Origin of the sequence: Knoellia sp. p5-6-4, from assembly GCF_029222705.1 — a bacterium.
GTDB lineage: Bacteria > Actinomycetota > Actinomycetes > Actinomycetales > Dermatophilaceae > Pedococcus_A.
This window is the reverse complement of record NZ_JARGZF010000001.1, coordinates 599,750-625,979: the sequence shown is the minus strand read 5'-3', so window position 1 is coordinate 625,979 and position 26,230 is coordinate 599,750. Positions and strand designations below refer to the sequence as shown.

General features: G+C 73.2%; 22 protein-coding genes. 15 read left to right on the top strand and 7 right to left on the bottom strand.

What is annotated here, in order from left to right:
* Position 1 precedes the first annotated feature (1 nt).
* Positions 2–661, top strand: a complete 660-nt coding sequence (locus P2F65_RS02940) for a nucleoside/nucleotide kinase family protein (protein ID WP_275803988.1) — start codon at positions 2–4, stop codon at positions 659–661.
* A 19-nt stretch (positions 662–680) separates the two neighbouring features.
* Here P2F65_RS02940 and P2F65_RS02935 read toward each other — a convergent pair whose 3' ends face one another.
* Together P2F65_RS02935 and P2F65_RS02930 are read right to left on the bottom strand one after the other, a co-directional pair.
* The gene (locus P2F65_RS02935) at positions 681–1,403 is read right to left on the bottom strand and encodes a PspA/IM30 family protein (RefSeq protein WP_275803986.1); all 723 of its coding nucleotides are present in this window, start codon (positions 1,401–1,403) and stop codon (positions 681–683) included.
* 78 nt (positions 1,404–1,481) lie between these two features.
* The gene (locus P2F65_RS02930) at positions 1,482–3,551 is read right to left on the bottom strand and encodes a TPM domain-containing protein (protein ID WP_275803984.1); all 2,070 of its coding nucleotides are present in this window, start codon (positions 3,549–3,551) and stop codon (positions 1,482–1,484) included.
* A 216-nt stretch (positions 3,552–3,767) separates the two neighbouring features.
* Between P2F65_RS02930 and P2F65_RS02925 the strand changes: the two genes are divergently transcribed.
* Positions 3,768–4,376, top strand: a complete 609-nt coding sequence (locus tag P2F65_RS02925; protein WP_275803982.1) for a histone deacetylase — start codon at positions 3,768–3,770, stop codon at positions 4,374–4,376.
* On the opposite strand, the gene P2F65_RS02920 is transcribed toward P2F65_RS02925, so the two are convergent.
* Both P2F65_RS02920 and P2F65_RS02915 read right to left on the bottom strand, forming a co-directional pair.
* Positions 4,373–6,373 carry a thioredoxin domain-containing protein gene (locus P2F65_RS02920; protein WP_275803980.1) on the bottom strand — a complete coding sequence of 667 codons (2,001 nt, stop codon included), beginning with the start codon at positions 6,371–6,373 and terminating at the stop codon, positions 4,373–4,375. The two genes, P2F65_RS02925 and P2F65_RS02920, sit on opposite strands and share 4 nt — an antisense overlap.
* A 50-nt stretch (positions 6,374–6,423) precedes the next feature.
* Positions 6,424–7,872, bottom strand: a complete 1,449-nt coding sequence (locus P2F65_RS02915; RefSeq protein WP_275803978.1) for a PucR family transcriptional regulator — start codon at positions 7,870–7,872, stop codon at positions 6,424–6,426.
* Positions 7,873–8,073: 201 nt separating this feature from the next.
* Here P2F65_RS02915 and P2F65_RS02910 point away from each other — a divergent pair, with 201 nt between their 5' ends.
* The 7 genes from P2F65_RS02910 to P2F65_RS02880 all read left to right on the top strand — a co-directional run bounded on the left by P2F65_RS02910 (position 8,074) and on the right by P2F65_RS02880 (position 15,051).
* Entirely contained in the window at positions 8,074–9,552 is a 1,479-nt protein-coding gene (locus tag P2F65_RS02910) for an amino acid permease (protein ID WP_275803976.1), read from the top strand.
* Positions 9,549–10,265, top strand: coding sequence for an SDR family oxidoreductase (locus P2F65_RS02905; RefSeq protein WP_275803974.1), 717 nt, complete (start codon positions 9,549–9,551; stop codon positions 10,263–10,265). Before P2F65_RS02910 ends, P2F65_RS02905 begins: the two co-directional genes overlap by 4 nt.
* Positions 10,266–10,307: 42 nt before the next feature.
* Positions 10,308–11,048 (top strand): SDR family oxidoreductase, encoded by a 741-nt coding sequence (locus tag P2F65_RS02900; RefSeq protein WP_275803972.1) that lies wholly within the window; start codon positions 10,308–10,310, stop codon positions 11,046–11,048.
* Positions 11,049–11,092: 44 nt separating this feature from the next.
* The gene (gene speB, locus P2F65_RS02895; RefSeq protein WP_275803970.1) at positions 11,093–12,067 is read left to right on the top strand and encodes an agmatinase; all 975 of its coding nucleotides are present in this window, start codon (positions 11,093–11,095) and stop codon (positions 12,065–12,067) included.
* Positions 12,064–12,951, top strand: coding sequence for a polysaccharide deacetylase (locus P2F65_RS02890; protein ID WP_275803968.1), 888 nt, complete (start codon positions 12,064–12,066; stop codon positions 12,949–12,951). Before speB ends, P2F65_RS02890 begins: the two co-directional genes overlap by 4 nt.
* A gap of 79 nt (positions 12,952–13,030) precedes the next feature.
* Entirely contained in the window at positions 13,031–14,260 is a 1,230-nt protein-coding gene (locus tag P2F65_RS02885) for an NAD(P)/FAD-dependent oxidoreductase (protein ID WP_275803966.1), read from the top strand.
* Positions 14,261–14,307: 47 nt separating this feature from the next.
* Positions 14,308–15,051, top strand: a complete 744-nt coding sequence (locus P2F65_RS02880) for a DUF2071 domain-containing protein (protein ID WP_275803964.1) — start codon at positions 14,308–14,310, stop codon at positions 15,049–15,051.
* Between the two features lie 101 nt (positions 15,052–15,152).
* On the opposite strand, the gene P2F65_RS02875 is transcribed toward P2F65_RS02880, so the two are convergent.
* Positions 15,153–16,556: a cation:dicarboxylase symporter family transporter gene (locus P2F65_RS02875; RefSeq protein ID WP_275803962.1), complete on the bottom strand. Its 1,404-nt coding sequence runs from the start codon at positions 16,554–16,556 to the stop codon at positions 15,153–15,155.
* Positions 16,557–16,707: 151 nt separating this feature from the next.
* Here P2F65_RS02875 and P2F65_RS02870 point away from each other — a divergent pair, with 151 nt between their 5' ends.
* Positions 16,708–18,354 (top strand): sensor histidine kinase, encoded by a 1,647-nt coding sequence (locus tag P2F65_RS02870; protein ID WP_275803960.1) that lies wholly within the window; start codon positions 16,708–16,710, stop codon positions 18,352–18,354.
* Positions 18,351–19,046 (top strand): response regulator, encoded by a 696-nt coding sequence (locus tag P2F65_RS02865; RefSeq protein WP_275803958.1) that lies wholly within the window; start codon positions 18,351–18,353, stop codon positions 19,044–19,046. Before P2F65_RS02870 ends, P2F65_RS02865 begins: the two co-directional genes overlap by 4 nt.
* 14 nt (positions 19,047–19,060) lie before the next feature.
* On the opposite strand, the gene P2F65_RS02860 is transcribed toward P2F65_RS02865, so the two are convergent.
* Both P2F65_RS02860 and P2F65_RS02855 read right to left on the bottom strand, forming a co-directional pair.
* Positions 19,061–19,981 carry an aminoglycoside phosphotransferase family protein gene (locus P2F65_RS02860; protein WP_275803956.1) on the bottom strand — a complete coding sequence of 307 codons (921 nt, stop codon included), beginning with the start codon at positions 19,979–19,981 and terminating at the stop codon, positions 19,061–19,063.
* 2 nt (positions 19,982–19,983) lie between these two features.
* A complete protein-coding gene (locus P2F65_RS02855; RefSeq protein WP_275803954.1) occupies positions 19,984–21,015 on the bottom strand; it encodes a DUF4439 domain-containing protein in 1,032 nt (343 codons plus the stop codon).
* A 132-nt stretch (positions 21,016–21,147) separates the two neighbouring features.
* Between P2F65_RS02855 and rimP the strand changes: the two genes are divergently transcribed.
* Genes rimP through infB form a run of 4 tightly spaced genes read left to right on the top strand, consistent with a single transcriptional unit; the run spans position 21,148 to position 26,158 of the window.
* On the top strand, positions 21,148–21,708 hold the full coding sequence (gene rimP / locus P2F65_RS02850) for a ribosome maturation factor RimP (protein ID WP_275803952.1): 561 nt from the start codon (positions 21,148–21,150) through the stop codon (positions 21,706–21,708).
* 2 nt (positions 21,709–21,710) lie between these two features.
* Positions 21,711–22,805 (top strand): transcription termination factor NusA, encoded by a 1,095-nt coding sequence (nusA, locus tag P2F65_RS02845; protein WP_275803950.1) that lies wholly within the window; start codon positions 21,711–21,713, stop codon positions 22,803–22,805.
* Between the two features lie 11 nt (positions 22,806–22,816).
* The gene (locus tag P2F65_RS02840; protein WP_345803668.1) at positions 22,817–23,230 is read left to right on the top strand and encodes a YlxR family protein; all 414 of its coding nucleotides are present in this window, start codon (positions 22,817–22,819) and stop codon (positions 23,228–23,230) included.
* 60 nt (positions 23,231–23,290) lie between these two features.
* A complete protein-coding gene (gene infB, locus P2F65_RS02835; RefSeq protein ID WP_275803946.1) occupies positions 23,291–26,158 on the top strand; it encodes a translation initiation factor IF-2 in 2,868 nt (955 codons plus the stop codon).
* Positions 26,159–26,230 lie beyond the last annotated feature (72 nt).

Here is a 26,230-nt window from a genome sequence, read left to right as displayed (position 1 = left end):
CATGACCCCCGACGTCAACCGCCTCCTCGACCGCGTCGAACGCCTGTGCGGACAGCACCGCCGCCGCGTGGTCGTCGGGGTCGCGGGGCCGCCGGGGGCCGGTAAGACCTCGCTCGTCCTCGACCTGCTCGCCGCCGCCGAGGACCGGCCCGGCCTCGCCGGCCGCGTGGCGCACGTGCCCATGGACGGCTTCCACCTGACCAACGCCGAGCTCGACCGGCTCGGGAGGCGTGACCGCAAGGGCGCCCCCGACACCTTCGACGCCCACGCGTATGCCGCGGTGCTGGCCGCCGTCCGCGACCCTGCTCGCCCGGTGGTCACCGCGCCGAGCTTCGACCACGCGGAGGGCGAGCCGGTGCCCGACTCGATCACGGTGCCGGCCGGCGCGGATGTCGTGCTGACCGAGGGCAACTACCTGCTGCTCGACGGCGGCCCGTGGCGTGCGGTGCGGGCCCTGCTCGACGAGGTGTGGTTCTGCGCGCTGGCGGACGACGTGCGGCGCGACCGGCTGGTCGCCCGCCACGTGGCAGCCGGTCGTGAGCCGGACGACGCCGTGGAGTGGGTGCACCGCTCCGACGAGGCCAACGCCGTGCTCGTCGCCGCTGGGGCGGCCGCCGCGGACGTGGTGCTCCGCGACGGCCGCATCCTCCCTTCGGCCTAGGCGCTGCCGCGCTCGTGACTCATCCGCCGGCCCCGCCCTTGAGGGCGGCGAGCCGGGCCTCGACCTCGGCGTCGTCGCCGTGGTCCTCGAGCTCGGCGAACTGGTCCTCGAGCGTCGTGGCGCGGGCCTCGGCGCGGCCCTGCACCATCGCCTCCTGCGTGCGGATCTTGTCCTCGAAGCGCGACAGCTCGCTCGTCGGGTCCATGACGTCGATGGCCCCCATCGACTCCTGCACCTGCGCCTGGGCCTCCGCAGCCCGGGCCCGGGCGACGAGCTGGGACCTCCGGTTCTGCAGGTCCTCGAGCTTGGTGCGCATGGTCGTCAGGCCGGCCTTGAGCTGGTCGACCGTCGCGTTCATCTGGGCGATGCGCGGCTCGCCCTCCTTGACCTCGCGCTCGTAGCCGATCTGTCGCGACAGGGCCACCTTGGCGAGGTTGTCGAACTTGTCGGCGCCGGCAGTGTCGCTCGCGGCGCGCAGCTCGTCGGCCTTCGCCGAAGCGGCAGCGGCCTTGTGGCCCCACTCGCGCGCGGCGTCCTTGTCGATCTGCAGGTCCTGCTCGGCCATACGGGTGTTGGCGATGGTCTGGGCAACGGCCTCCTCCGCCTCGGCGATCGAGTTGGTGAAGTCGGTGACGAGCTGGTTGATCATCTTCTCTGGGTCCTCGGCCCGGTCGATCAACGCGTTGATGTTGGCCTTGGCCAGCTGGCTGATGCGTCCGAGGATGCTGGTCTTCTGGGTCATCTGCTTCTCCTCCCGGCGTCTCCGCCGTGTCTGTCCTGCTGATCGTGAGCTGGTCGTTTCGTTCGGGTGGTCCGGTCCTCAGAAGCCACCACCCCCGCCGAAGCCACCGCCACCGCCGCCCCCTCCGAAGCCGCCCTGCGAGCCGCCCCAGCCGCCTCCTCGGCCACCGCCCCAGCCGCCGCCGAAACCGCCGCTGAGGATGCCCCCGAGGATCAGAGAGGTCGGGTCCAGGCCCCGGCGTCCACCACCGGTCGGGGTGCCCCACGTGTTGCCGCCGGGCGGGCCCCACGAGTCCACGTCGTCCTGGGCCGAACGCAGGGCTTCCTCGCCCTCGGCCTCGGCCTGGTTCAGCAGCGCGCCGGCCTGCTGGGGGTCGTCGTCGGCCCGGGCCGCGGCCTCGTCACAGAGGCGCAAGGCGTTGGCGATGTGCATCCGGGCACGGTTCCCCACGGCGCCGCGACGGCTCTGGATCCACTCGTCGATGCTGGCGATCCGGGCGCGCACCTGAGCCATCCGCTGGTCGAGGAGCTGACGGCTGCGCTGACGCTGCTGCTCGGCCTCCCGGTAGCGGGACAGGGCGTTGTCGAGGTCCCTCTCGGCCCGGCCGAGCACCCGAAGCGCCTCGAGCGGGTCGCCGCCCTCCCGGGCTGCCGTGCCCCGGGAGATGGCCTCGCGGGCCGCGGCCAGGGCCGTGCGCGTGAGCTGGTCGTCGGCGCCGAGCCGCTCGGCGTCGGCGACGTCGGAGGAGATGGACGCCAGGGCGGCATCGAGCCGGGTGGCAGCGGTCGCGAGCTCTTGGCGAGCGTTGCCGACCGACGTCAGCAGCCGGTCGGCCTGGCCGACTGCCTCCTCCGCCGCGCGGCCCGCGGCCACCGCGGCAGGACGGTCGTCGCGCTCGCGCAGATTCTCCTCGCCGGTCTCGACGAAGTCCTCGGCCGAGTCGAGCAGCTGCGTGGCCTGGGTGACGTTGCCCGCGACCGTCCGCAGCGCTTCGGGCAGGTACTGTGCCGACAGGCCGGCCAGCTCCTGCTCGGCCACGGGTACGCGTCGCCGCACCTCACCCAGGCGAACCCGCAGCTCGGCCAGGAACTGGGGGATCGTGGCCTGGAGGTTCCGCAGGCGGGTGAACTCGGCCTCCTGGGCGTCGAGCCGCTGGTCCGCGCCGCCGGCCAGCTCGATGATCTGCTCGAGCCGGGAGCGAACGGTCACCTCGTCCACCTGGCCGGCAGACTCCTGGTCCTGCAGCTCGCGCTGGAGCCGAAACGCCTCGGCGGCACTGGCCCGAGCACTCTCCAGCGCCTCCTTGAACGGGCGGGTCGCCTGCACGCCGAACTGCGCCTCGGCGAAGGACAGCTCGTCGGCCGAGGAGCGGATCGCGTCGTCGACCTCGACCAGGGCCGCGGCGGCCCGCCGGCGCAGCTCCTCGGTCGGCACGGGCGGATGCTGCGGCCCCTGTCCCGGCGGCCAGGCCCCGGGCTGGCCCCGGCGACGCGAGCGGCGTCTCGCGACGGCATACGCCCCCACCGCGCCAGCGGGAAGGAGCAGCAGCCATGGGGACAGGCCACCACCTGAGCCCCCGCCGGCCGAACCGCCGTCCCCGGACAGCTCGCCGGCGGCAGCCTTGCCGTAGCCGTCTGCGGCGGCACGCACGGCGCCGGCCCAGTCGTCCTCGGCCAGCCGGGGCTCGATGTAGTCGGAGCGGACCGCGCTGTCCTCCTCGGGCGTCAGTCCGGACTCCTCCGTGGTCCAGGTGGCGTAGCGGCGGTCGTCCACGGCGACGGCCATCAGCACGTCGTTGCCGCCCAGCCCGGAGCGCTCGAAGGTCTGCTCGGTCCAGGTCTGCGGGCTCGTGCCGTCGAAGCTCTTCACGTAGACGACGTAGAGCTGCAGGTTGTGCTCGGAGCGCAGGGCGTCGAGCTCCACCTGAAGCGCGTCGACCTCGCCGGTCAGCACGCCGGCGCGGTCCGTGATCTGCTCCGTGACGTTGAACGGCGCGTCGGCGTGCCAGCCGTGTGCCCCCGCGCCCGCCGGCACCGACACCACCACGTCCGAGACGGCCTGCGTCGGCGCCGGCGCGGCCCCGAGGCAGGCGGCCGCGAGCGCACAGGCGGCCATCACCCGCAGCTGTCGTGACCTTCTGGCGTCCACACCGTCTCCCCGCGTCGCCGTGCGACCACCGTATGCCGGTCGGCGGGCCCGCGCCCCGAAAGTGGCGGGACGACCCGGAGCAGGGGCGCGCCGCGCTGGAAGCGGCCGACCCGGCATACCGCTGCCTCGTCCTATAGGACGAAATCTTGGCCAGAGAGGACCATCTGTCGATGGCCCACTGGAACTACGGGGTGCCCATTTGGCACAGTGGGGCGGGTGCACGTCTGGTACGCCAGCTATGGCTCGAACCTCTCCCGCGACCGCTTCCTCTGCTACCTGAGGGGCGGTCGTCCTGAGGGCGCGGCCCGGACGTACCCTGGCGCCCGGGACCGGTCCCATCCCCTGGGGGACACCGCCCTCGAGCTGCCCGGCCAGGTCTTCTTCGGCTGGCACTCGCCGACGTGGGACGGTGGCGTGGCCTTCTACGACGCCAGCTCGCCCAGCCAGGCACTCGCGCGGGCCTACCTCATCACGGAGAGCCAGTTCGCCGACGTCGCTGCCCAGGAGATGCACCGTGACCCGGGGCAGGACCTCGACCTCAGCACGGTGCTCGAGGAGCGCCAGCACAGCCTGGGCCCCGGCCGCTACGAGTCGCTGCACCTGGTGGGGGAGCTCGAGGGGCACCCGGTGCTGACGTTCACCAATCCCGAGAGCGCGGAGCTGCCGCACAACCCGCCGTCGGAGCCCTACCTGACGATGGTGGCCAAGGGGCTGCGGGAGGCCCACGAGCACGCCGACGACGCGCTGGTGGACTACCTGCTCGACTGCCCCGGGGTCTGGCCCCACTGGACACGCGAGCAGGTCGTCGACCTCGTCGCCGCCTAGGGCGCCTGCGTGGCGCTCGCCAGTGCCGCCTCCAGTGCCTCCGCGCTGGTGACCGGGGCGTCGCACACGAAGCCGCGGCACACGTAGGCCGTCGGGCGGCCGTCGACGAGCGGCCGCCCCTCGAGCAGCGGTATGCCGGGGGTGCCCGGCTCGCCGTGGGCGAGGACCAGCCCGGGGGAGAGGGAGCGCCGCACCTGCTCGACCAGCGGCTGCGCCTGCTCCGTCTGGGCCCGGGAGTGGGCGACGGCGACCTGCAGGGGACCCGCCGCCGCGGCCTCGGCGGCCGCCAGCGTCCAGCCGGCGAACCGCGGGTCGCGTGAGGCGACCAGCCCCGACGCGGCCAAGGCGGCGTCGGCGGCGGCTCGGTGCTCCGGGCTGCCACTGAGGGCCGAGTAGGAGAGCAGGGCGCCCGCCATCGCGGACTGGCCCGAGGGCTCGGCGTTGTCTCCCTGGCCGCGCGGCCGGGTGAACAGGGCCTCGGCGTCGTCGGCGGTGTCGTGGAAGCCGCCGCTGCCGTCGCCGAACCGCGACCGCGCGGTGTCGAGCAGGCTTCCGGCGACCTCGAGCCAGCGCGGGTCGGCCGTGGCCTGGTGGAGGGCGAGCAGCCCCTCGGCGAGGTTGCCGTAGTCGTCGAGCACACCGGCCGCAGCGCCGACCGCCCCGTCGCGCGACGCCCTGCGCAGGCGGCCGTCCACCAGGTGGGTGCCCACCACGTGGTCGGCGCACGCCCCGGCCGCCTCGACGAGAGCGGGCTCGTCGAGCAGCACGCCGGCGTCGCTGAGGCCGGCGACGGCCAGCCCGTTCCACCCGGTGACCACCTTGTCGTCGCGGGCCGGCTGCGGGCGCTCCTGGCGCACCCTCAGCAGGCGCTCGCGGGTGTGCCGCCACCAGTCGGGGTCGTCCGGGTCGCGCCGCAGCTGCAGGGTCGAGGTGCCGTGCTCGAAGGTGCCGCGGTCGGTGACACCCAGCAGTTCGGCGGCGCGACGCCCGTCGTCGGGTCCGAGCACCTCGACGAGCTGCGCGGGCGTCCACGCGTAGGTCAGGCCCTCCACGCCGTCGGTGTCGGCATCGAGCGCCGAGGCGAACGCGCCGTGCCCGGTCCGCAGGTCGCGCAACAGGAACTCGGCGGTCTCGAGCGCCACGCGCCGGGCGAGCGGCGAACCGGTCGTGCGGTGCAGGTGCGCGTAGACCCGCAGCAGCTGGGCGTTGTCGTAGAGCATCTTCTCGAAGTGGGGGACGACCCAGTCGGCGTCGACCGCGTACCGCGCGAAGCCGCCGCCGAGCTGGTCGTACATCCCGCCGCGCGCCATCGCCTCGCAGGTCCGCTCGGCCATGTAGAGGGCGTCGCGCGAGCCGGTGCGACCGTGGTGGCGCAGCAGGAACTCCAGCACCATCGACGGCGGGAACTTGGGGGCGCCACCGAAACCGCCACGCTCGTCGTCGAACTGCCCCAGCAGCCGCGCGACGGCGCTCGCGAGCACGTCCTCGCCGACCGGCCGGGCGGGCAGTGGCCCGCCCATCTCGCGCAGGCGGGCCACGATCGAGCCGCTGGTCTCGAGCACCCGGTCCCGCTGGCCTCGCCACGTCTCGTGGACCGCCTGGAGCAGCTGGAGGAAGTGGTCGCGGGGGAAGTAGGTGCCGCAGTAGAACGGTTCGCCGTCCGGGGTGAGGAAGCAGGTCATCGGCCAGCCGCCCTGACCGGTGAGCGCCGTGGTGGCCTGCATGTAGACGGCGTCGATGTCGGGCCGCTCCTCGCGGTCGACCTTCACCGACACGAAGTCGCGGTTGAGGACCTCGGCGACACCCTCGTCCTCGAACGACTGGTGCGCCATGACGTGGCACCAGTGGCACGCGGCATACCCCACCGAGAGCAGCACGGGCACGTCGCGCCGCCGGGCCTCCTCGAAGGCCGCCGGGCACCACTCCCACCAGTCGACCGGGTTGTCGGCGTGCTGGAGCAGGTAGGGGGAGGTGGACGTCGCCAGACGGTTGGCCATGCGTTCCACCGTATGCCGCGGGGCGGGCCGGTGCCCGCCCCGCGGTCGGGTCATGCGGGGTCGCGCCGGTCGTAGGCCCAGAGCGCGATCGCCAGGGCCACCCGGTCGGCGAACACGAGCGGGTCGCGACCGGTCAGGTCCCTGATCCGCGCCAGGCGGTGGCGGACGGTGTTCACGTGGAGGTACTGCTCGCGGGCGGTGGCCTGGAGGGAGCCGTTGGTGGCGAGGAAGGAGCGCAGGGTGGACATGTGCTCGGTCCCGCGGTCGGTGTCCGACGCGAGCAGGGGTGCCACCAGCTGGTCGACGAACGGCTCGAGGCGGGCAGCGGGCTGTTGTTCCAGCAGGCCCTCCAGGCTCAGCAGCCCGGAGGGGCCGACGACACCGCCCTGGCTGGACGCCAGCTCCAGCGCCGCCCTGGCCTGTGACACGCCCTGCGACAGGTGGCCCAGCGCCACGGGACTGCCATATCCGCAGGCGAGGCCGAGCTCCCTCGCTGCGGCGGTCACCTGCTCGGTCCCGCCCGTCACGACCAGGCTGACGCCGGGCGCCTCTCCGATCAGCGCGGGCGCCAGCCGCCGGGTCAGCAGACTGGCGGCCCCGCCCGGCCAGCACGATAGGACGATGTCGGCGGAGCCCAGGCCAGCCCGCTCCAGGAAGGGCGCGAGAGCCGTCGGGTTGAGCAGCCGCTGCTGCACCAGGAGGAGGAGCTGGCCGATGCGCTCCCTCTCCAGGGCAGCCTCCACATCGCGCTCGCTGAGGGCCACCTCGACGACGCGTGACAGCTGCTCGACCAGCGTGGGGTCAGGGCGCTCGCGCAGGCCGGTCCACACGAGCTCGCCGCCGCCCACACTGGCCGTCATGGTCGACAGGTCGTCGGTCGGCAGGTCGTCGGTCGCCAGGTCGCCCGCGGTCGGCTCCGCGCCCGCGGCCGCCATCGTCCGGCCGTGGAGGCGCAGCTCGAGGCGCCCACCCACGAGCTGGGCCGCTTCCTCGAGGAGGTCGACGACGGGCGCGTGAGCACGCAGGCCGGCCAGCAGTCGTGGCACCAGCTCGTCGCGGGCTCGCAGGTGCGCTGTCTCCGCCTCCACCCTGCGGCTGGTGAGGTATTCGCCGATGGCACTGAACCGCGCCCCGCGGGGCGCCACGAGCAGCGGCAGCCCCGCCGCGCGGCACGCCTCGACGAGAGCCTGGGGTACGTCGTCGTGGACGTCGCCAGTGCCGAAGCAGATGCCCACTGCCCCAGCGGCCACGACGGAGTCGACGAACCGGGCACAACTCTCGACACCGGTGAGCGTTGTGCCGACCGTGCAGACCAGCTCGCCGCCACGCAGGTAGGCGGAGGGGTCGGGCAGCTCGGTGCTGTGCGCCCACCTGACCGCCCGGCCCAGCGCCGCCTCTGGCGACGTGTGAATGCGCAGCCTCAGGGCGTCGACGGCCAACAGCTCCCGCAGCGTCGGCCCGCTGTCGCCCGAGGTAGCGACCGCTGACGCGTCAGTCATCGGTGCTGCCCGTCGGCACCGTGCTCCTCGCCATGCCGCAAGCCTAGTTCGCTGGTCCGGCCCCGGACCGCTGGCACTTGTAGGAACCTCCAACGACAAGCCCGCTCGACAGTGCCTCTCCAGCGACTCTCGCCCACGCCCTTGCGCGGCTCCCGTGCCGTGGGGATGGTGGAGCCAACAAGAGTGAGCTAGGAGACAACGATGTCCCAAGAACCTGTTCACATCACCGAGGGCCACGTCCTGCGGCGCGAGTTCACCTTGTGGTCCTCGTTCGCCTTCGCGTTCGCCTTCATCTCGCCCATCGTCGCGCTCTACGGCATCTTCGGCCTGGCCCTGACCGCCGCCGGGCCGAGCTTCTGGTGGGGCTTCCTGCTGGTCTTCGCGGGCCAGCTGCTCGTGGCCTTCGTGTTCGCGATGCTGGTCTCCCGCTGGCCGATCGAGGGTTCCATCTACCAGTGGTCCCGCAGGCTGATCGGCACGGGGTACGGCTGGTTCGCCGGCTGGGCCTACATGTGGACCCTCGTCATCGCCATGGCAACCGTCGCGCTCGGAGCGGCCGGCTTCGTCGCGAACATCGCCGGTGTCGAGGCCCCCAGCGGCACGCAGCGGGCCTCCATCGCCCTGGTCATCCTGCTGCTGGGCACGGCCGTCAACCTCGTGGGCCGTCAGGCCCTCAAGATCTTCATGAGCGCCAGCATCATCGCCGAGGTGGTCGGCTCCCTCGGCCTCGGCACCTGGCTCCTGCTCTTCCACCGCGAGAACTCGCTCAGCGTCCTGACCCAGGGTGGGGGAGACGCCGCGACGGGGTACCTGTCCCTGTCCGGTCCCTTCCTGGTCGCGGTGGCCTTCATCGGGTGGTCGTTCGTCGGCTTCGAGAGCGCCGGCGCCATCGCCGAGGAGGTGCATGAGCCGCGCAGGAACCTGCCGAAGTCGGTGATCTTCTCGCTGACCTTCATCGCCATCGTGGTGATGTACTCCAGCCTCGCCATCGTCCTGGCCATCCCGGACCTCGACGCCGTCGCGGCCGGCGACGTGGCCGACCCGGTCTACGAGACCCTCACGAGCGCTCTGGGCGCCGGGATCGCCAAGCCGGTGGAGCTGCTGTTCGTCATCGGCTTCCTGGCCAGCTTCCTCGCCCTCCAGACGTCTGCGTCAAGGGTCATCTGGTCCTACGCCCGCGACGGCGCGCTCCCCGGCTCGCACGTCCTGGGCCGGCTCAGCACCGGGGCGCGAATCCCGACGGCGGCGATTCTGGTCACCACGGTGATCGGGGCCGGGCTGTTCCTGCTCAGCAACGTCGCCAGCAACATCTACACACTGATGGTCAACTTCACGACGGGCGGCTTCTACCTCGCCTTCCTCTTCCCCCTGGTCGGTGCCCTGGTCGTACAGCTCCGCGGGAGGTGGCGCCCGGGCCCGTTCTCACTCGGCGCCATGTCGCTGCCCGTCACCGTCGTCGCCACCCTCTGGGCGGTGCTGGAGTTCCTCAACATCTCCTGGCCGCGACCGGTCTACGAGCGCCGCTTCCTCGACTGGTCGGTCTGGATCGTGGTGGGGGTGCTCGGGGTCGTCGGCGCGGCGATCTTCGCGTCGGTCCGCTCGCGGATCCTCGATGCGCACGTCATCGACGTCGAAGAGGCCGAGGACGAGCGCGAGGACCTTGCGCGGGGTGCCGTGTGACGGAGACCAGTGCGCAGGGGCACCCGCGTTCCGCCGTGGTCACCGGCGGCGCCAGCGGGATCGGACGGGCTGTCGTGACGGAGCTGGGCTCCCGCGGCTGGGCTGTGGCCAGCCTCGACCTGCAGCCGTCGGCATCTGCCGACCACAGTGTGCAGGTCGACGTCACCGACGCGGACGCGATGGCCGAGGCCGTCCGTGAGGCCGAGGACCGACTGGGGCCCGTCGTGGCCGCGGTCAACGTGGCGGGTTACTACGAGATGCTGCCGGTGTCGGACATCACGGCCGACCAGTGGCGGCGCATGCTGCGGGTCCACCTGGCCGGGACGGCGAACCTGGCCCGGGCCACCCTGCCCGCGATGCTCCGCGAGGGCAACGGCTCCTTCGTCGCCATCGCCAGCGAGCTGGCGGTCGGCGGCGGCGCCGAGGACGCGCACTACGCAGCCGCCAAGGGGGCGATCCTCGGCCTGGTGCGCAGCCTGGCCGCCGAGGTCGCTCCGTGGGGCGTCAGGGTGAACGCCGTCGCCCCGGGCCCGACCGACACCCCGCTCATCGGGCCGGACTCGCCCTGGCGCGCCCCCGAGTACCTCGCCACCCTGCCCCTTCGACGGCTCGTCACCCCCGAGGAGGTCGCCCTCTGCGTGGCCTTCCTCGTGGACGAGGGCACGTTCTGCGTCGGCGAGGTCCTGAACGTCAACGCGGGGGCGGTGATCTGAGTGACCCTCGAGCAGACATCGCCAGGGTCCTTCGAGGGGAGGGTGGCTCTCGTCACCGGCGCGGCCCAGGGCATGGGCGCCGCGCACGCCCGGCGGCTGGCCCGTGAGGGCGCGCTCGTCGCGGTCAACGACCTGCACGACTCGCACTCGCTGCGGGCCCTCGCCGACGAGATCGGCGGCCTCACCGCTCCCGGCGACGTGAGCGAACCCGGACAGGTGCGCTCAGTGGTCTCGGCTGTTGCGGAGGCCGCGGGCGGCCTCGACGTGCTCGTCGCGAACCACGCCTACATGACGATGGCGCCCTTCCTGGAGCACGACCCGGCGGACTGGTGGAAGGTGGTCGACACCAACCTCGGCGGGACCTTCCACCTGGTGCAGGCGGTCCTTCCGCACATGCGTGCCAAAGGGGGTGGGCGCATCGTCGTCGTGACCAGCGAGTGGGGGATCACGGGCTGGCCCGGCGCCACGGCATACGCCGCATCGAAGGCCGGGCTCATCTCCCTCGTCAAGACCCTCGGGCGCGAGCTCGCCCCCGAGGGGATCGTCGTCAACGCCATCGCGCCCGGGGTGACCTACACCCCCCAGCTCGAGGTCGACGCCCGCGACGCCGGGACCACCCTCGAGGAGATGCATCGACGGTATGCCGCGGGGATCCCGCTCGGGCGCATCGGCACCGCCGACGAGATGGCGGCGGCGGTGGCGCTGCTGGCCGACTTCCGGATGTCGGCCATGGTCGGTCAGGTGGTCCAGGCCAACGGCGGCTCCACCCGCACCCGGGCGTGAGGACGCCTGCAGCAGACCCCCGGCAGACGGCGAGAGGACCAACGATGGCAGAGCATTATGCGAGGTACGACGACGGCGTCGTGGGGCAGGTCGACGGCCTCCAGGTGCCGCGGTATGCCGGTCTGACGACCTTTGCCCGCCTGCCCCGGCTGGAGGACGTGGACGACTACGACGTGGCCGTGGTGGGCGTCCCCTGGGACTCCGGGGTCACCTACCGTCCCGGGGCGCGGTTCGGTCCGTCCGCGATCCGCCAGGCGTCCCGCCTGCTGCGGCCGTACAACCCGGCCCTCGACACGCAGCCGTTCCGTCACGCCCAGGTCGTCGACGCCGGAGACGTGGCCGCGAACCCCTTCGACATCGCCCGGGCCATCGACGAGACGCGCGATGGGCTGGCCGCCCTCATCACCCCGACGGGGCGGCCGGTCGTCAGCCTGGGCGGCGACCACACCATGGCCCTTCCGGCGCTGCAGGCCATGCACCACGTCCACGGGCCGCTGGCCCTCGTGCACTTCGACGCGCACCTCGACACCTGGAACACCTACTTCGACGCGCCCTACACGCACGGCACACCCTTCCGCCGCGCGTCCGAGCAGGGGCTGATCGTCAAGGGCAGCTCGGCGCACGTCGGCATCCGCGGGTCGCTCTACGACCGGCAGGACCTCCTTGACGACGAGGAGCTGGGCTTCACGATCGTGCACTGCCGCGACATCGACCGGATCGGTGTCGACGGGATCGTGGAGCGCGTCGTCGAGCGGGTCGGCGACCACCCGGTCTACATCTCCATCGACATCGACGTCCTCGACCCGGCGTTCGCGCCGGCGACGGGGACTCCCGAGGCGGGCGGCATGACGAGCCGCGAGCTGCTCGGCGTGCTGCGTGCGATGCGCGGGCTCCGACTCGTCGGCGCCGACATCGTCGAGGTGTCGCCGGTCTACGACCACGCCGAGGTGACCGCGGTGGCGGCGGCCAACATCGCCTACGAGCTGGTCACGATCATGTCCGAGCAGGTGAAGCGGTGAGCGTCCCCGCGGTGCCGGTGTCCTGGCCCGGCGGGAGAGCCGCCGCCGCGGCCTTCACCTTCGACGTCGATGCCGAGTCGGCGGTGCTCTGGGGCAGCCCGGGCAGCGCCGACCGGATGAGCGTCATGAGCCACCAGGCCTACGGGCCGCTGGTGGGCGTCCCGCGCTTGCTCGGCCTGCTCGAGCGGCACCGCATCCGGTCGACGTTCTTCGTCCCCGGCTACACCGCCCACCGCTACCCGGGAGTCGTCAAGGACATCGTGGCGGCAGGGCATGAGGTGGCCCACCACGGGTACCTCCACGAGCAGCCGACCGCGGTCAGCGCCGCGGAGGAGGCCGCCAACCTCGACCGAGGGCTCCAGGCGCTGGAGGAGGTCGCCGGCCTGCGCCCGGTCGGCTACCGGGCTCCCATGTGGGACCTGTCCTGGCGCAGTCCGGGCCTGCTCGCCGAGCGCGGCTTCCTCTACGACTCGAGCCTCATGGACTCCGACGTCCCCTATGAGCTCGCGGTGGGACCGGGCACCGGCCAGGCCGGCACGTCATCGCTCGTCGAGATCCCGATCCAGTGGGCCCTCGACGACTGGGAGCAGTTCTGCTTCCTGCCCGACATCTCGGGCAGCGGGCTCATCGAGACCCCGCGCAAGGCGCGCGAGCTGTGGCAGGACGAGTTCGAGGCGCTGCGGGACGTGGGGGGCTGCTGGGTCCTGACCAACCACCCGTTCCTCACCGGGCGCCCCTCTCGGGCACGGCAGCTCGACGATCTCATGGCCCACGTCACCTCGTGCGCTGATGTCTGGACGGCCTCGCTGGAGGAGATCGCCGGGCACGTGCGCTCCCTGGGGCTCACGCCTCGCACCATCGCCCATCCCGACCTCGAGTCCTGAGGCTCTGGGGCAGCGCCAGTGGCCGCGCGGCCCGTCGGAGGGCGTGCCACCGTTGGACCATGGCGGCAGGACGCGAACGGTGAGGGACGACGACGCCGACGTCCTCGTCGTCGGTGCAGGCCTGGCCGGACTCGCCTGCGCGCGGACGCTGGAGCGCGCCGGCCTGTCGGTCATCGTCCTCGAGGCCGCCGACGAGGTGGGCGGACGCATGCGCACCGACCACGTCGACGGCTTCCTCTGCGACCGCGGCTTCCAGGTCGTCAACCCGGCATACCCGGCGCTGCGCCGGCTGATCGACCTCGACGCCCTGGAGCTCCGCTCCTTCGACGCCGGGGTGGCAGTGCGCACCCAGCGGGGACTGTCCGTGCTGGCCGATCCGCGGCGCGAGCCGCGCCTGGTGCCGGCCACGTTGCGCAGCGGCTACCTCGACGTGGGTGAGCTGGCCGCACTGGCCCGGTGGGCGGCCCCGGCACTGAGGCCGTCGCACCTCGCCCGCGGGCCCGACACGACGCTGGCCGCCTCCCTCGACGAGGCCGGGGTCGGCGGACGGCTCCGGCGCGAGGTGCTCGAGCCCTTCCTCGCCGGGGTCCTGGCCGACAGCTCGGGCCAGACCTCGGCGGCCTTCGTGCGGCTCCTGGTGCGCTGCTTCCTGCTGGGCACCCCGGGCGTCCCCGCCGCCGGCGTGCAGGCCCTTCCCTGCCAGATCGCCTCCGGGCTGCGGGAACCGGTGCGCTGCGGGGTGCGGGTGCAGGCTGTCTCCCGCGGCGGCCGGGTCGACACCTCTCACGGGCTGCTGGCGGCGTCGGCCGTCGTCGTCGCGACCGATGCCGTCGACGCCCTCGCGCTGGTGGGCGTCGGCTCGCAGGTCATGCGCGGCCTGCGCACCTGGTGGTTCGCCGCCGCCGAGACCCCGTCACCGGAGCGGCTGATCCTTGTCGACGCCCGCCGCGGGCCCGTCGTCAACACCTCGGTCATGAGCGGTGCCGCACCCACGTATGCCCCGGCCGGCCGGGCACTGGTGCAGGCCACGACACTGCTGCCGAGCGACCTCGACGAGGCAGGTGTCCGCCGCGAGCTCGACCTGCTCTGGGGCACGTCCACGGCGACCTGGGAGCTCGTCGTCCGGCACGACATCGAACGCTCCCTGCCGGTGCAGTCGGCACCGCTGCGGGCCCGTCGTCCCGTTGCGCTGGGAGACGGACTGTTCGTCGCGGGCGACCACCGCGACACCGCCTCCCAGCAGGGCGCCCTCGTCTCCGGTCGGCGGGCCGCGGGTGCGGTGCTCCGCGAGCTGGGCAGGCGGGAATGACGTCGCCGCTCCCGGGACAGGGACCGGCGCTGCAAGGTCGGCCGATCATGCACCAGCACTGGCGCGACATCACGTTCGTGCACTGGCGCGTCGACGCGGACCGCGTGCAGAGGTACCTGCCCGAGGGGGTGCGCCCCGACGTCCACGACGGGTCGAGCTGGGTGGGCCTCATCCCGTTCCGCATGGTCGACGGCGGCGTGGGACCGCGTCGGCCGGTCCCGTGGCTCGGCACCTTGCTCGAGACCAACGTCCGGCTCTACTCCTGTGACGACGCCGGCCGCCGCGGTGTGGTGTTCCTGTCCCTGGACGCACAGCGCCTGCCGGTCGTCGTCGGGGCGCGGCTGCTGTTCGGCACGCCGTACCGGTGGGCGCGCATGCGGTCGACGCCGCAGCCCGTGCCGCGGGACCCCACCGGCTCGGTGGTGACGTATGCCGCGCGCAGGCTCCGCGTGCCGTGGCACCGCCGAATCCGCCCGGAGGGCGGGAACGCCCCGCCCGACCCGCACCCGACCAGCCGGCTGCGCGTGCGGGTGGGGGAGCGGGTCGCCGAGCCGAATCCGCTCGAGCAGTTCCTCACCGCCCGCTTCGGCCTGCACACCACGGTCGCCGGTCGCGTGCTGTGGGTGCCGAACACGCACGCGCCGTGGCCGCTGCACCGGGCAGAGGTGCTCGAGCTCGACGACCTGCTCGTGGCCGCCGCGGGTCTTCCGGGAGTCACCGACCGACCGCCTGACAGCGTCCTGTTCTCGCCGGGCGTCGAGACGAGCTTCGGCCGGCCGGTGCGGATCTGAGGGCTCGTGCCCGGCAGGGACCGGCGCGCACGCACGAGCCCGGCCGGTGGACCCGGCCGGGCTCGTGCGCAGGGTGCGGCCCGCACGGCCGCGCCCCGAGGTCAGCGGTCGGCGCCGACCCCGGCATACTCCCGCGGGGCGCTGTGCGCCACTGCGGGCTCCGCCGCGGGCGCGGCGTGGTCGTCGTCGATCATGGTCGCCTCGTCGAACGGCCGGTCACCGGCCAGCACCGCCGCGCACTGGCCCTTGTCGAGCTGGCCGGTCCAGGTGCCGATGAGCACGGTGGCCACCGCGTTGCCGGCGAAGTTGGTCAGCGCGCGGGCCTCGCTCATGAGGCGGTCGATGCCGACGATGAAGCCGACGCCGTCCACCAGGTCGGGGCGGTGGGACTGCAGGCCGCCGGCCAGGGTGGCCAGGCCGGCGCCGGTGACGCCGGCAGCACCCTTGGACGCGATGATCATGAAGACCAGCAGCGAGATCTGCTGCCCGATGCTGAACGGCTTGTCCATCGCCTCGGCGATGAACAGCGAGGCCATCGTCAGGTAGATCGCGGTGCCGTCGAGGTTGAACGAGTAGCCGGTCGGCACCGTGATGCCGACGACCGGGCGGGAGACGCCGAGGTGCTCCATCTTCGCGATGAGGCGCGGCAGGGCCGACTCCGACGACGACGTCGAGAGGATGAGCAGGAACTCGCGGCCGAGATAGCGCAACAGCGCGAAGATGTTGACCCCGGTCACGGCCTTGAGCAGGGTGCCGAGGACGACGAAGACGAACAGTGCGCACGTGACGTAGAAGCTGACCATGATCAGGCCGAGGCTCTTGAGGGCGTCGAGACCGGTCGCCCCGACCACCGCGGCCATGGCGCCGAACGCACCGATGGGGGCGAGCCACATGATCATGGCCATCAGGCGGAAGACGAGCCGCTCGACGTGCTTGATGCCGACGAGGATGGGCTCGCCCGCGGGGCCCATCTTCTGCAGGGCGAAGCCGACGAGCAGCGCCACGAGCAGGGCCTGCAGCACCGAGCCCGAGGTCAGGGCCGACACGAGGGTGTCGGGGACGAGGCCGAGGAGGAAGTCGACGGTCGACGTGTGCTCGGCGCTCTCGACCTGCTTCTGGCCCGCGGCGGCGAGGTCCTCGGTGAGGTTGAGGCCGGCCCCGGGCTTGATGAGGTTGCCGACGACGAGGCCGATTGCCAGCGCGACGGTCGACATGGTGAGGAAGTAGCCGAGGGCGAGGCCGCCGACGCGGCCGACCTGAGCGGCCCGTCGCACCGACCCGATGCCGAGCACGATGGTGCAGAAGATGATCGGCGTGATCATCATCTTGATGAGGTTGACGAACATCGTGCCGAGCGGCTTGAGCTCCTTGCCGAGCTCGGGCCAGATGGCGCCGACGGCGACGCCGGCCACCATGGCGGCGATGACGGCGACGTAGAGGTAGTGGGTGCGGTCGCGCCGCGGCGTGGGCCGGGTGTCGACGGCGTTGTCGGCTGTGCTGCTCACGGTGGTCCTCCAGCGGTGGGTCCGGGCGGCTGTGCCCGAAGGGGTGATGAGACACGAGGGTCGGGGCACCGGTGACTAGGGTCACCTTTGTGTTCATTGAGTTCTGGCCGGCCAGGCCGTGCGCCGTGCACGGCGGCTGTCCAGTATGCCGGTGATATCCGTTTCCGGCTCGTCGTCGCCTCCCGCCGGCGGACCTCTTCGTGGACGGCTCAGGGCCGTCTCCCCGGCGCGGTGGTCGGTCGCGGGACAGACCGCCGCGCTCCAGGTGCTCGTCGCGGTGCTCGTGGTGGGCGTCGGGCTCCTCGGGGCCTGGGCGCAGGCGCAGCGGTCGGGCACCGCGGAGGCCACCGCCCGCGCGACCGCGGTGGCCGAGGCCGTCGCCGCCACCCCCGATGTGGTCGCGGCGGTGCAGGGCCCCGACCCGGCTCGAAGCCTCCAGCCCTACGCCGAGCGCGTACGCCGCGAGACCGGCACCGACTTCGTGGTGGTCATGAGCCCCACAGGCAGGCGCTACAGCCACCCCGACCCCGCACAGGTCGGCCGGCAGTTCCTCGGGCACATCGAGCGGGCCGCAGCCGGCGGCATGGTGGTGGAGGACTACACGGGCACCCTCGGCCCGTCGCGCCGGGTCGTCGTCCCGGTGACCGACCAGGACCGGGTGGTGGGCCTGGTCGCCGTCGGCATCCGCAAGGCGGCCGTGGCCGAGCGGCTCCGGGGCCAGGTGCCGGGCCTGCTGCTCGCCGGTCTCGCGGCCGCGGCACTCTCCGGGGTGGGCACGGCGCTGGTGGCCCGCCGTGTGCGACGGCAGACCCACGGCCTCGGTGAGCGGCAGCTGCGCGAGATGTACGAGTACTACGACGCGGTGCTGCACGCCGTCACCGAGGGACTGCTGCTCGTCGACCCCGATGGCCGCCTCGTCCAGGCGAACGACGAGGCGATCCGGCTGCTCGGCCTCCCGGCCGACGCACGCGGACGCCCTGTCGAGGCCCTGGGCCTGGCCCAGCCCCTGGTCGAGGCGCTCACCGACCCGCAACCGCGGGAGGACGAGCTGCACGTCACGGAGTCCCGGGTGCTCGTGCTCAACACGGCGCCGGCCCTGCGCGAGGGACGTCGGCTCGGCTCGGTGGCCACGCTGCGTGACCGCACAGACCTTGAGGACCTCACCGGCGAGCTCGACTCCGCGAAGGGCCTCGCCGAGGCGCTGCGCTCCCAGGCGCACGAGTCGGCCAACCGGCTGCACACGGTCGTCTCGCTCATCGAGCTGGGCCACCCCGAGCGGGCGCTTGCCTTCGCCACCGACGAGCTGGCCGCGTCGCAGGTGCTCACCGACCGGGTCGTGGCATCGGTGCAGGAACCGGCGCTCACCGCGCTGCTGCTCGGCAAGGCCGCGCAGGCCGGCGAGCGGGGGATCGACCTCGAGGTGGGGGAGAGCGCGCACTGGCCCGAGAACGTGGCGCCCGCCCGCGACCTCGTGACCATCGTCGGCAACCTCGTCGACAACGCCTTCGACGCGGTGGCCGGCGTGGACGGCCCGCGCCGGGTGCGCTTCGATGCCCACGTGACCGACGGGTATGCCGTGCTGGTCGTGGAGGACAGCGGCCCGGGCATCGCACCGGAGGAGGTGGAGCGGGCGTTCGAGCGCGGCTGGTCGACCAAGCAGGCGGCCGGTGAGGGCCGGCGGGGACTCGGCCTGGCCCTCGTCGCCCAGTCGGTCCAGCGACTTGGGGGCGACCTGCGCGTGGAGGGGCCGCCCGGTGCCCGCTTCGTGGTTCGGATTCCCCTGGCGGAGAGGACATGAGTGGCGAGGACGTGGGCATCCTGCACGTCCTCGTCGTGGAGGACGAGCCGGTCGCGGCGGAGGCCCACACGGCCTACGTCAACCGGGTGCCGGGTTTCGCCGTCGCCGCCACGGTCGGCACGAGCCAGGCCGCGATGCTGGCCCTGCAGGAGCACCCCGTCGACCTCGTGCTGCTCGACATGAACCTGCCCGACCGGCACGGGCTCGAGGTGGTCCGTGCCATGCGGGCAGGTGGCCACCGGGCCGACGTCATCGCCCTCACCTCGGCCCGTGACCTGGAGGTGGTGCGGGCCGCGGTCTCGCTCGGCGTCGTCCAGTACGTGCTCAAGCCGTTCGTCTTCGCGACCCTGCGCGAGCGGTTGCTGGCCTACCGGACCTACCGCGAGCAGCTGCACGGCGCCGCGCAGGTCGGCACCCAGGCCGAGGTCGACGAGGTGGTCTCCGGCGTGCGGGCGGCCACGGAGGCACGGCTGCCCAAGGGCATGGGCGAGGAGCTGCTGGCGCGGGTCTCCCGCGCCCTCCGGGAGTCCTCCGCCGGCGCCTCGGCCACCGAGCTCGGCGAGCGGGTTGGGGTCAGCCGGGTGACCGCTCGCCGTTACGCCGAGTTCCTCTGCGAGAGCCGGCTTGCCGTGCGGCGGTCGCGCTACACCGGGTCGGGGCGGCCCGAGGTCGAGTACACCTGGGTGGGCTGAGGGGGCGGCGGCCCTCAGTCGTCCATCGCCTTGGCCAGCGAGATGGCCAGGGTGAGCCCGTCGCGGTCGCCGTCGCGAGCGGCGGACATGGCCTCTGCCGTCTCCCTGACGACGACCCAGGCGCGCGCCTCGTCCTCGTCGATGCCCGCGGCGTCGCAGACCAGCTGCAGCCGGCGTCGCACCGACCAGCGGAAGGCTGAGCCGGTGCCGAGCTCGTCGAGCCGGTTCCACAGCACCGGCGGCAGCTCGAAGCCGGGCCGCCCGGCCAGCGGCTTGGGGTCGATCGCCAGCCACGGCTCGCGCTCGCCGGCGAGCACGTTCTGGAAGTGCAGGTCGGTGTGCAGCAGCGTGCCGTCGAGGTCGGGCAGGGTCGCGAGGTCGCGCATCAGCGACGCCGCGTGCCCGAGCATCCGCCGCGGCACGGTCTCGGCGTGGAGCGACAGCCGTTCCTGCTGGCGGGCGATCCAGCTCGACATCGTGGGAACGCGGGCGGGTGCCGCAACGTGCAGGCGACCCAGCAGTGAGCCGATCACCTCGCAGGCCTCCTCCACGGGCTCGGCCATGAGGTCTCTGGCAGGGTCGAGCGCCTCGAGCAGCAGGCCGCCCCGCCCCGGGTCCGCCGCGACGAGCCGCACCGCCCCGTTGCCGGCCCAGTGCCGCAGGGCCTGCGGCTCCGCCACCGCCTCGCGGTGCGGCCACGCCAGCTTGAGCACCAACGCCTCGCCGTCCCGCGTGACCGGGACGACCACCGCGGTCCAGCCCGTCATGCCGGGGCCGGTGGGCGTCAGCTCCCAGTGGGTGAGCAGGTCGGCGAGCAGGCGGGGCAGGCCGGCGGCCCAGTCCGCGCCGGACGGCCCGCCCTCGGGTGGCAGCCGCGAGACCCACTCGCGCCAGCCGTCGGGGATGAGCGCCGCGGCCTCGGTGGCGGTGGGCACCGTCAGTCCAGGCCGGGGAACGGCTCCAGCGGCATGCCCCAGCGGTGGCACAGCACCTCGGCCTCGGCGAGCCACTGCATGCAGGCCACGAGGGACGTCACGTCGCCGGCGGCCCGCGCAGCCGCCGCGGCCTGGCCGGTGCGGAGGCCGTCGAGGACGTGCACGGCCAGCCGCCGGGCCGCGCGGGCACCGGTGACCGCGAAGGGCAGCGGGTAGCCGAGCGACGGCGGTGGTGCCGAGTCCCCGGCCAGGTCCTCCTGCGCGGAGGCGCGGGCCCGCAAAGTCGCCAGGGTCGCGGTCGCCAGTCGCCGCTGGCCACCCTGTGACTGCGCCGCCACCACCTCCATGCCGTAGACCGCTGCCCGGGTGGCCTCGAGGGCGTCGGCGGCCAGGGCGGGGGCCACCAGGCTGCGGGGGGTGGGCCACATCGGGGTCTCCCCGAGCAGCGTCGCCGCGGCGGCTCGCTGGGCGAGCGCCGCGGCCGGAGTCACCACGGTGCCGCGACCGAGCCTGGCCAGCTCGGCGAAGCTGTCCGCCGACAGCGTCGCGGCCTCGGCCGCGCCGAGGGACGCAGGTGACGGAGCCGTGGCGGTGCCGGGCGGGCTCGAAGGGGCGGCAGTCGTGGTGGCACCCGGTGCCGGGGTCGCGGCCGTGGTCGGGGCGGTCGCCCGGGCCTGCTGCAAGGACTGCGTCTCGGCCACGACGCGGTCGGGCACCCCGAGCGAGCGGAGCAGCGAGCGCAGCACCCGGGCCTGCTCCTGGTGCAGCGTCGCCAGCCGCGCCGGGAGCGACGTCGCTGCGCCACCGAGCTCGGCGGCCTGCTCGGCGAGGTCCGTGGCCCCCAGCCAGAGACCGAGCAGGGCGCCCTCTCCCGGGATCGGTTCGCGGGTGGGGACGAGCGGCACGCGGGGGGCGTCGTCCTCGAGGCGGATGCCGCACGCCGCCAGCGGGAGCGCCGCCGCGTTGAGCCCGAGCACGGCCAGCACGGACCGCCGGGTGGGGGCACCCGGCATACGGCGGGGGGTCTCGGGCATGGCCCGATCATGGCACGCACGGCCCTGCCCGCCCGGGCAGGGCGCGAGGCTCCGGCGCGACATGCAGGGGCACGGCCGCCGTGGATAGAGTGTCCGCGCACGGACCCGAGAACTTCAGAGAGGACGATCCGCATGAGCGTCAAGGAGCAGATCCGTCCTGCCGTCGAGGGCCCGCTGGCTGCCCTGGGCCTGCTGGTCGAGGACATCGCGGTCACCCCGGCCGGCCGTCGCCGGCTCGTCAGGGTCTGGATCGACCGCGCCCTCGAGACCAACGGTGCCGAGGTGAGCGACCCGACGCCGTCCCTGAGCCTCGACGAGGTCGCCGACGCCACCCGCGTGGTGAGCGACGCCCTCGACGCCTCCGACGTCATGGGCGAGCAGCCCTACACCCTCGAGGTGACGTCCCCGGGTGTCGACCGCCCCCTCACGCAGCCGCGACACTTCCAGCGCAACGTCTCGCGCCTGGTGGCCCTGACCCCCGTGGAGGGCGAGCCGGTGACCGGCCGCATCGTGCGGGCCGGGCAGCACGAGGTCACCCTCGAGGTGCCCGCCACGAAGAAGCAGCCGGCGCGGATGCAGGACTTCCGGTATGCCGACGTCTCGCGGGCCGTGGTCCAGGTCGAGTTCTCGCGGGGCCGGGCCGAGGACGAGGGCGACCAGAACGACAGCGACAGCAGCGACGAGGAGAACTGAACATGGACATCGACCTTGCGGCCCTGAGGGCCCTCGAGCGGGAGCGCGACATCTCGCTCGACATCCTGATCCCTGCCATCGAGCAGGCGCTGCTCGTCGCCTACCACCGCACCGAGGGCGCCTACCGGCACGCCCGGGTCGAGCTCGACCGCAAGACCGGGCACGTCATCGTGTGGGCCCGCGAGGAGCTCGAGGCCCCCGAGCCCGCCGAGGGGGAGGAGCGCGCCCGCCCGGAGCTCGGCCCCGAGTTCGACGACACCCCCACCGGCTTCGGGCGCATCGCGGCGTCCACGGCCCGCCAGGTCATCGTCCAGCGCCTGCGCGACCTCGAGGACGAGGCCATCCTCGGTGACTTCAAGGGCCGCGAGGGCGACGTCGTGGCCGGCGTCATCCAGCAGAGCTCCGACCCGCGCCACGTGCTGGTCGACTTCGGCACGGTGGAGGGGATCCTGCCGCTGGCCGAGCAGGTGCCGGGGGAGAAGTACGTGCACGGCGACCGCATCCGGTGCTTCGTCGTCAGCGTCCGCCGCGGGCCCAAGGGGCCGCAGATCGGCCTCTCCCGCACGCACCCCAACCTCGTGCGCAAGCTGTTCGCCCTCGAGGTGCCCGAGATCGCCGACGGCAGCGTCGAGATCGCCGCGCTGGCCCGCGAGGCCGGCCACCGCACGAAGATCGCGGTGCACTCCAAGGTGGCGGGCCTGAACGCCAAGGGCGCCTGCATCGGCCCGATGGGCGCCCGCGTGCGTGCGGTGATGACCGAGCTGCACGGGGAGAAGATCGACATCGTCGACTACTCCGAGGACCCCAGGCAGTTCGTCGCCGCCGCCCTCTCGCCCTCGCGGGTGGAGTCGGTGGAGATCGTCGACCCGCAGCTGCGCGCGGCGCGCGTCGTGGTGCCGGACTACCAGCTTTCGCTGGCGATCGGCAAGGAGGGCCAGAACGCCCGCCTCGCCGCGAAGCTGACGGGCTGGCGGATCGACATCCGGCCGGACAGTGCCGCGGACGCGGGCAAGGGCGAGCGCAGTGGGGCCGGTGGGGCCTCTGGTGCCGGTGGTGACCCCACAGGTGCAGCCGGTGGCGCACGCCGACCCCGGTAACGGGTAGACTGGTGGGGACCGACCGGACTGGACTCCAGCCCCGGCGCTCACGTGCACAACCCGAGGACGGCGCAGCGCGCCCGATCCGGACGTGTGTGGGGTGTCGCGGGAGGGATAGCCGGTCGGCGCTCCTGCGAGTGGTCGCGGTGCGGAATGATCAGGGCCAGTTCCTGCTTGTACCAGATCTGCGACGTTGTCTGCCGGGACGTGGCGCATGGCTGCACCCGACAGTTGACTGCTTTGACCAAGCCCTCCGACGCCGGGCCTTCGGGCGCGCGCTGCGTGTCAGCGTGGCCCTCGACCCGGCAGCGGTCAGGCACCACCTCGAAGCCCTCTCGCAGAGGCATGTGCAGAAGAAACCGTCCGAATTGGGAACCGAAAGCGGGTTTGACGCTGATGAGCACCCGATGAGTACTCAGCGATGAGCACCCCCCAGCATTAACGACGGTCCGCGCCTGTCCCGGCACGGACCAGACAGGAGAAACGTGGCCAAGGTCCGTGTCTACGAGCTCGCCAAGGAGCTCGGAGTCGAGAGCAAGACTCTGCTCAACCACCTGAAGGAGCAGGGCGAGTTCGTCCGTTCCGCCTCTTCCACCATCGAGCCGCCGGTCGTCCGCAAGATCAAGGAGACCTTCCCCGCGGAGCTCCGCGGCAGCGGTGACGGCCAGGCCGAGGCGAAGGCAGCCAAGCCGGCGGCCAGGAAGCCGGCCGCGAAGCCGGCTGCGCCTGCCCCCGCGGCCCCTGCCGCCCCGGCGACCCCCGCGACCCCCGCGACCCCCGCTCCGGCTGCCCCTGCGGCGTCCGAGCCGGCGGCCCCGGAGAAGCCGGCCGCTGCTTCGTCGATGCCCACGCCGGGCCCGCGCCCTGCGCCGAAGGCCCCCGAGGCCCCGGCTGCCCGGGTGCAGTCCTCGCGTGACGAGGGACGGCAGGGCGGCGCCCCGTCGTCCGCGCGTCCCGGTGCCTCCGGCCCGCGTCCTGGCGGCCCGGCACCGCGTCCCGGTGGCCCCCGTCCCGGCGCCCCGCGTCCGGGCAACAACCCCTTCGCCCCCAGCCAGGGTATGCGTGCCGGCCGCGAGGGCGGCGGTCGCGAGGGTGGCGGCCGTGAGGGCGCCCCGCGTCCGGGCAACAACCCCTTCGCCCCGAGCCAGGGCATGCCGCGCCCGCAGAACCGTCCCGGGCCCCGCCCCGGTGGCACCGGCGCAGCCGGTCCGCGTCCGGGTGGCCCGCGTCCCAGCCCCGGCATGATGCCCGACCGCAGCGCGGTCGGTCGTCCCGGTGAGCGCACCGCCCGTCCGGGTGGTCGTCCCGGCGGCGGCCCCGGCGGTCCCGGCGGGGGTCGTCCCGGTGGTGGCGGCGGTGGCGGTTTCGCCGGTCGTCCCGGTGGCGGCGGCTTCCGTGGCGGCGCCGGTCGTGGCTCCACCGCCGGCGCGTTCGGCCGCGGTGGCGGCCGTCCGGTCCGTGGCCGGAAGTCCAAGCGCGCGAAGCGCCAGGAGTTCGAGCAGATGCAGGCGCCGTCGATCGGTGGCGTCACCGTCCCCCGGGGTGACGGCTCGACCGTCATCCGGGTGCGTCGCGGCTCGTCGCTGACCGACTTCGCCGACAAGATCAACGCCAACCCGGCGTCGCTGGTCACCGTGCTGTTCCACCTCGGTGAGATGGCCACGGCGACGCAGTCCCTCGACGAGGACACCTTCAAGGTGCTCGGCTCCGAGCTCGGCTACGACATCCAGGTCGTCTCGCCGGAGGAGGAGGAGCGCGAGCTCTTCGACTCCTTCAACATCGACCTCGAGACGGGTATCGAGGGCGAGGAGGACGAGGACCTCGAGGCGCGTCCGCCGGTCGTGACCGTGATGGGCCACGTCGACCACGGCAAGACCCGCCTGCTCGACGCCATCCGCAACGAGGACGTCGCGGCGAGCGAGTCCGGTGGCATCACCCAGCACATCGGCGCCTACCAGGTCCACAAGGAGCACGAGGGCGTCGACCGGGCGATCACCTTCATCGACACCCCGGGTCACGAGGCGTTCACCGCCATGCGTGCCCGTGGTGCCAAGGTCACCGACATCGCGATCCTCGTCGTCGCCGCTGACGACGGCGTGATGCCCCAGACCATCGAGGCGCTCAACCACGCCCAGGCGGCTGACGTGCCGATCGTGGTCGCGGTCAACAAGATCGACGTCGAGGGTGCGAACCCGGCCAAGGTGCGCCAGCAGCTCACCGAGTACAACCTCATCGCCGAGGAGTACGGCGGCGACACCATGTTCGTCGACGTCTCCGCCAAGGCCGGCCAGAACATCGACAGCCTCCTCGAGGCCGTCCTGCTCACCGCCGACGCGGCGCTCGACCTGCGGGCCAACGCCGGCAAGGACGCCCGCGGTGTCGCGATCGAGGCCAACCTCGACCGTGGCCGCGGCGCCACCGCCACGGTGCTGGTGCAGACCGGCACCCTGCGGGTCGGCGACGCGATCGTCACCGGCAGCGCCTACGGTCGCGTGCGAGCCATGCTCGACGAGCACGGCAAGAACGTCGACGAGGCGGGCCCGTCCCGCCCGGTCCAGGTGCTGGGTCTGTCCTCCGTCCCGCGGGCCGGCGACACCTTCGTCGTCGCACCCGACGACCGCACCGCCCGGCAGATCGCCGAGCGGCGCGAGGCGGCGGACCGCCAGGCCTCCCTGGCCAAGGCCCGCAAGCGCATCAGCCTCGAGGACCTCAACGAGGCCCTGGCGGCCGGCAAGGTCGAGACGCTCAACCTCATCCTCAAGGGCGACGTCTCCGGCTCGGTCGAGGCGCTCGAGGACGCGCTGCTGCAGATCGACGTGGGCGACGAGGTCGACCTGCGGATCATCGACCGCGGTGTCGGCGCGATCACGATGAACAACATCAACCTCGCGATGGCCTCCGACGCCATCATCATCGGCTACAACGTCCGGGCCGAGGGCCAGAACGCTGACTACGCCGAGCGCGAGGGCGTCGAGATCCGCTACTACTCGGTGATCTACAACGCCATCGAGGAGATCGAGGCGGCCCTGAAGGGCATGCTCAAGCCGGAGTACGAGGAGCACGAGCTCGGCACGGCGGAGATCCGCGAGATCTTCCGCTCGTCCAAGTTCGGCAACATCGCCGGTTCGATCGTCCGCAGCGGCGAGATCAAGCGCGGCACCAAGGCGCGGATCACCCGCAACGGTGTCGTGGTGGCCGAGAACGTCGAGATCGCCGGCCTGCGCCGGTTCAAGGACGATGTCACCGAGGTCCGCGAGGGCTTCGAGTGCGGCATCAACCTCGGGTCCTACAACGACCTGCAGCTCGGCGACCTCATCTCCACCTACGAGATGCGCGAGAAGCCGCGCGCCTGACGGCGCACAGCGGCGGGGTATGCCGGGTGGTCACCACCCGGCATACCCCCGCCTCCCGTCGCTCCGGCCAGC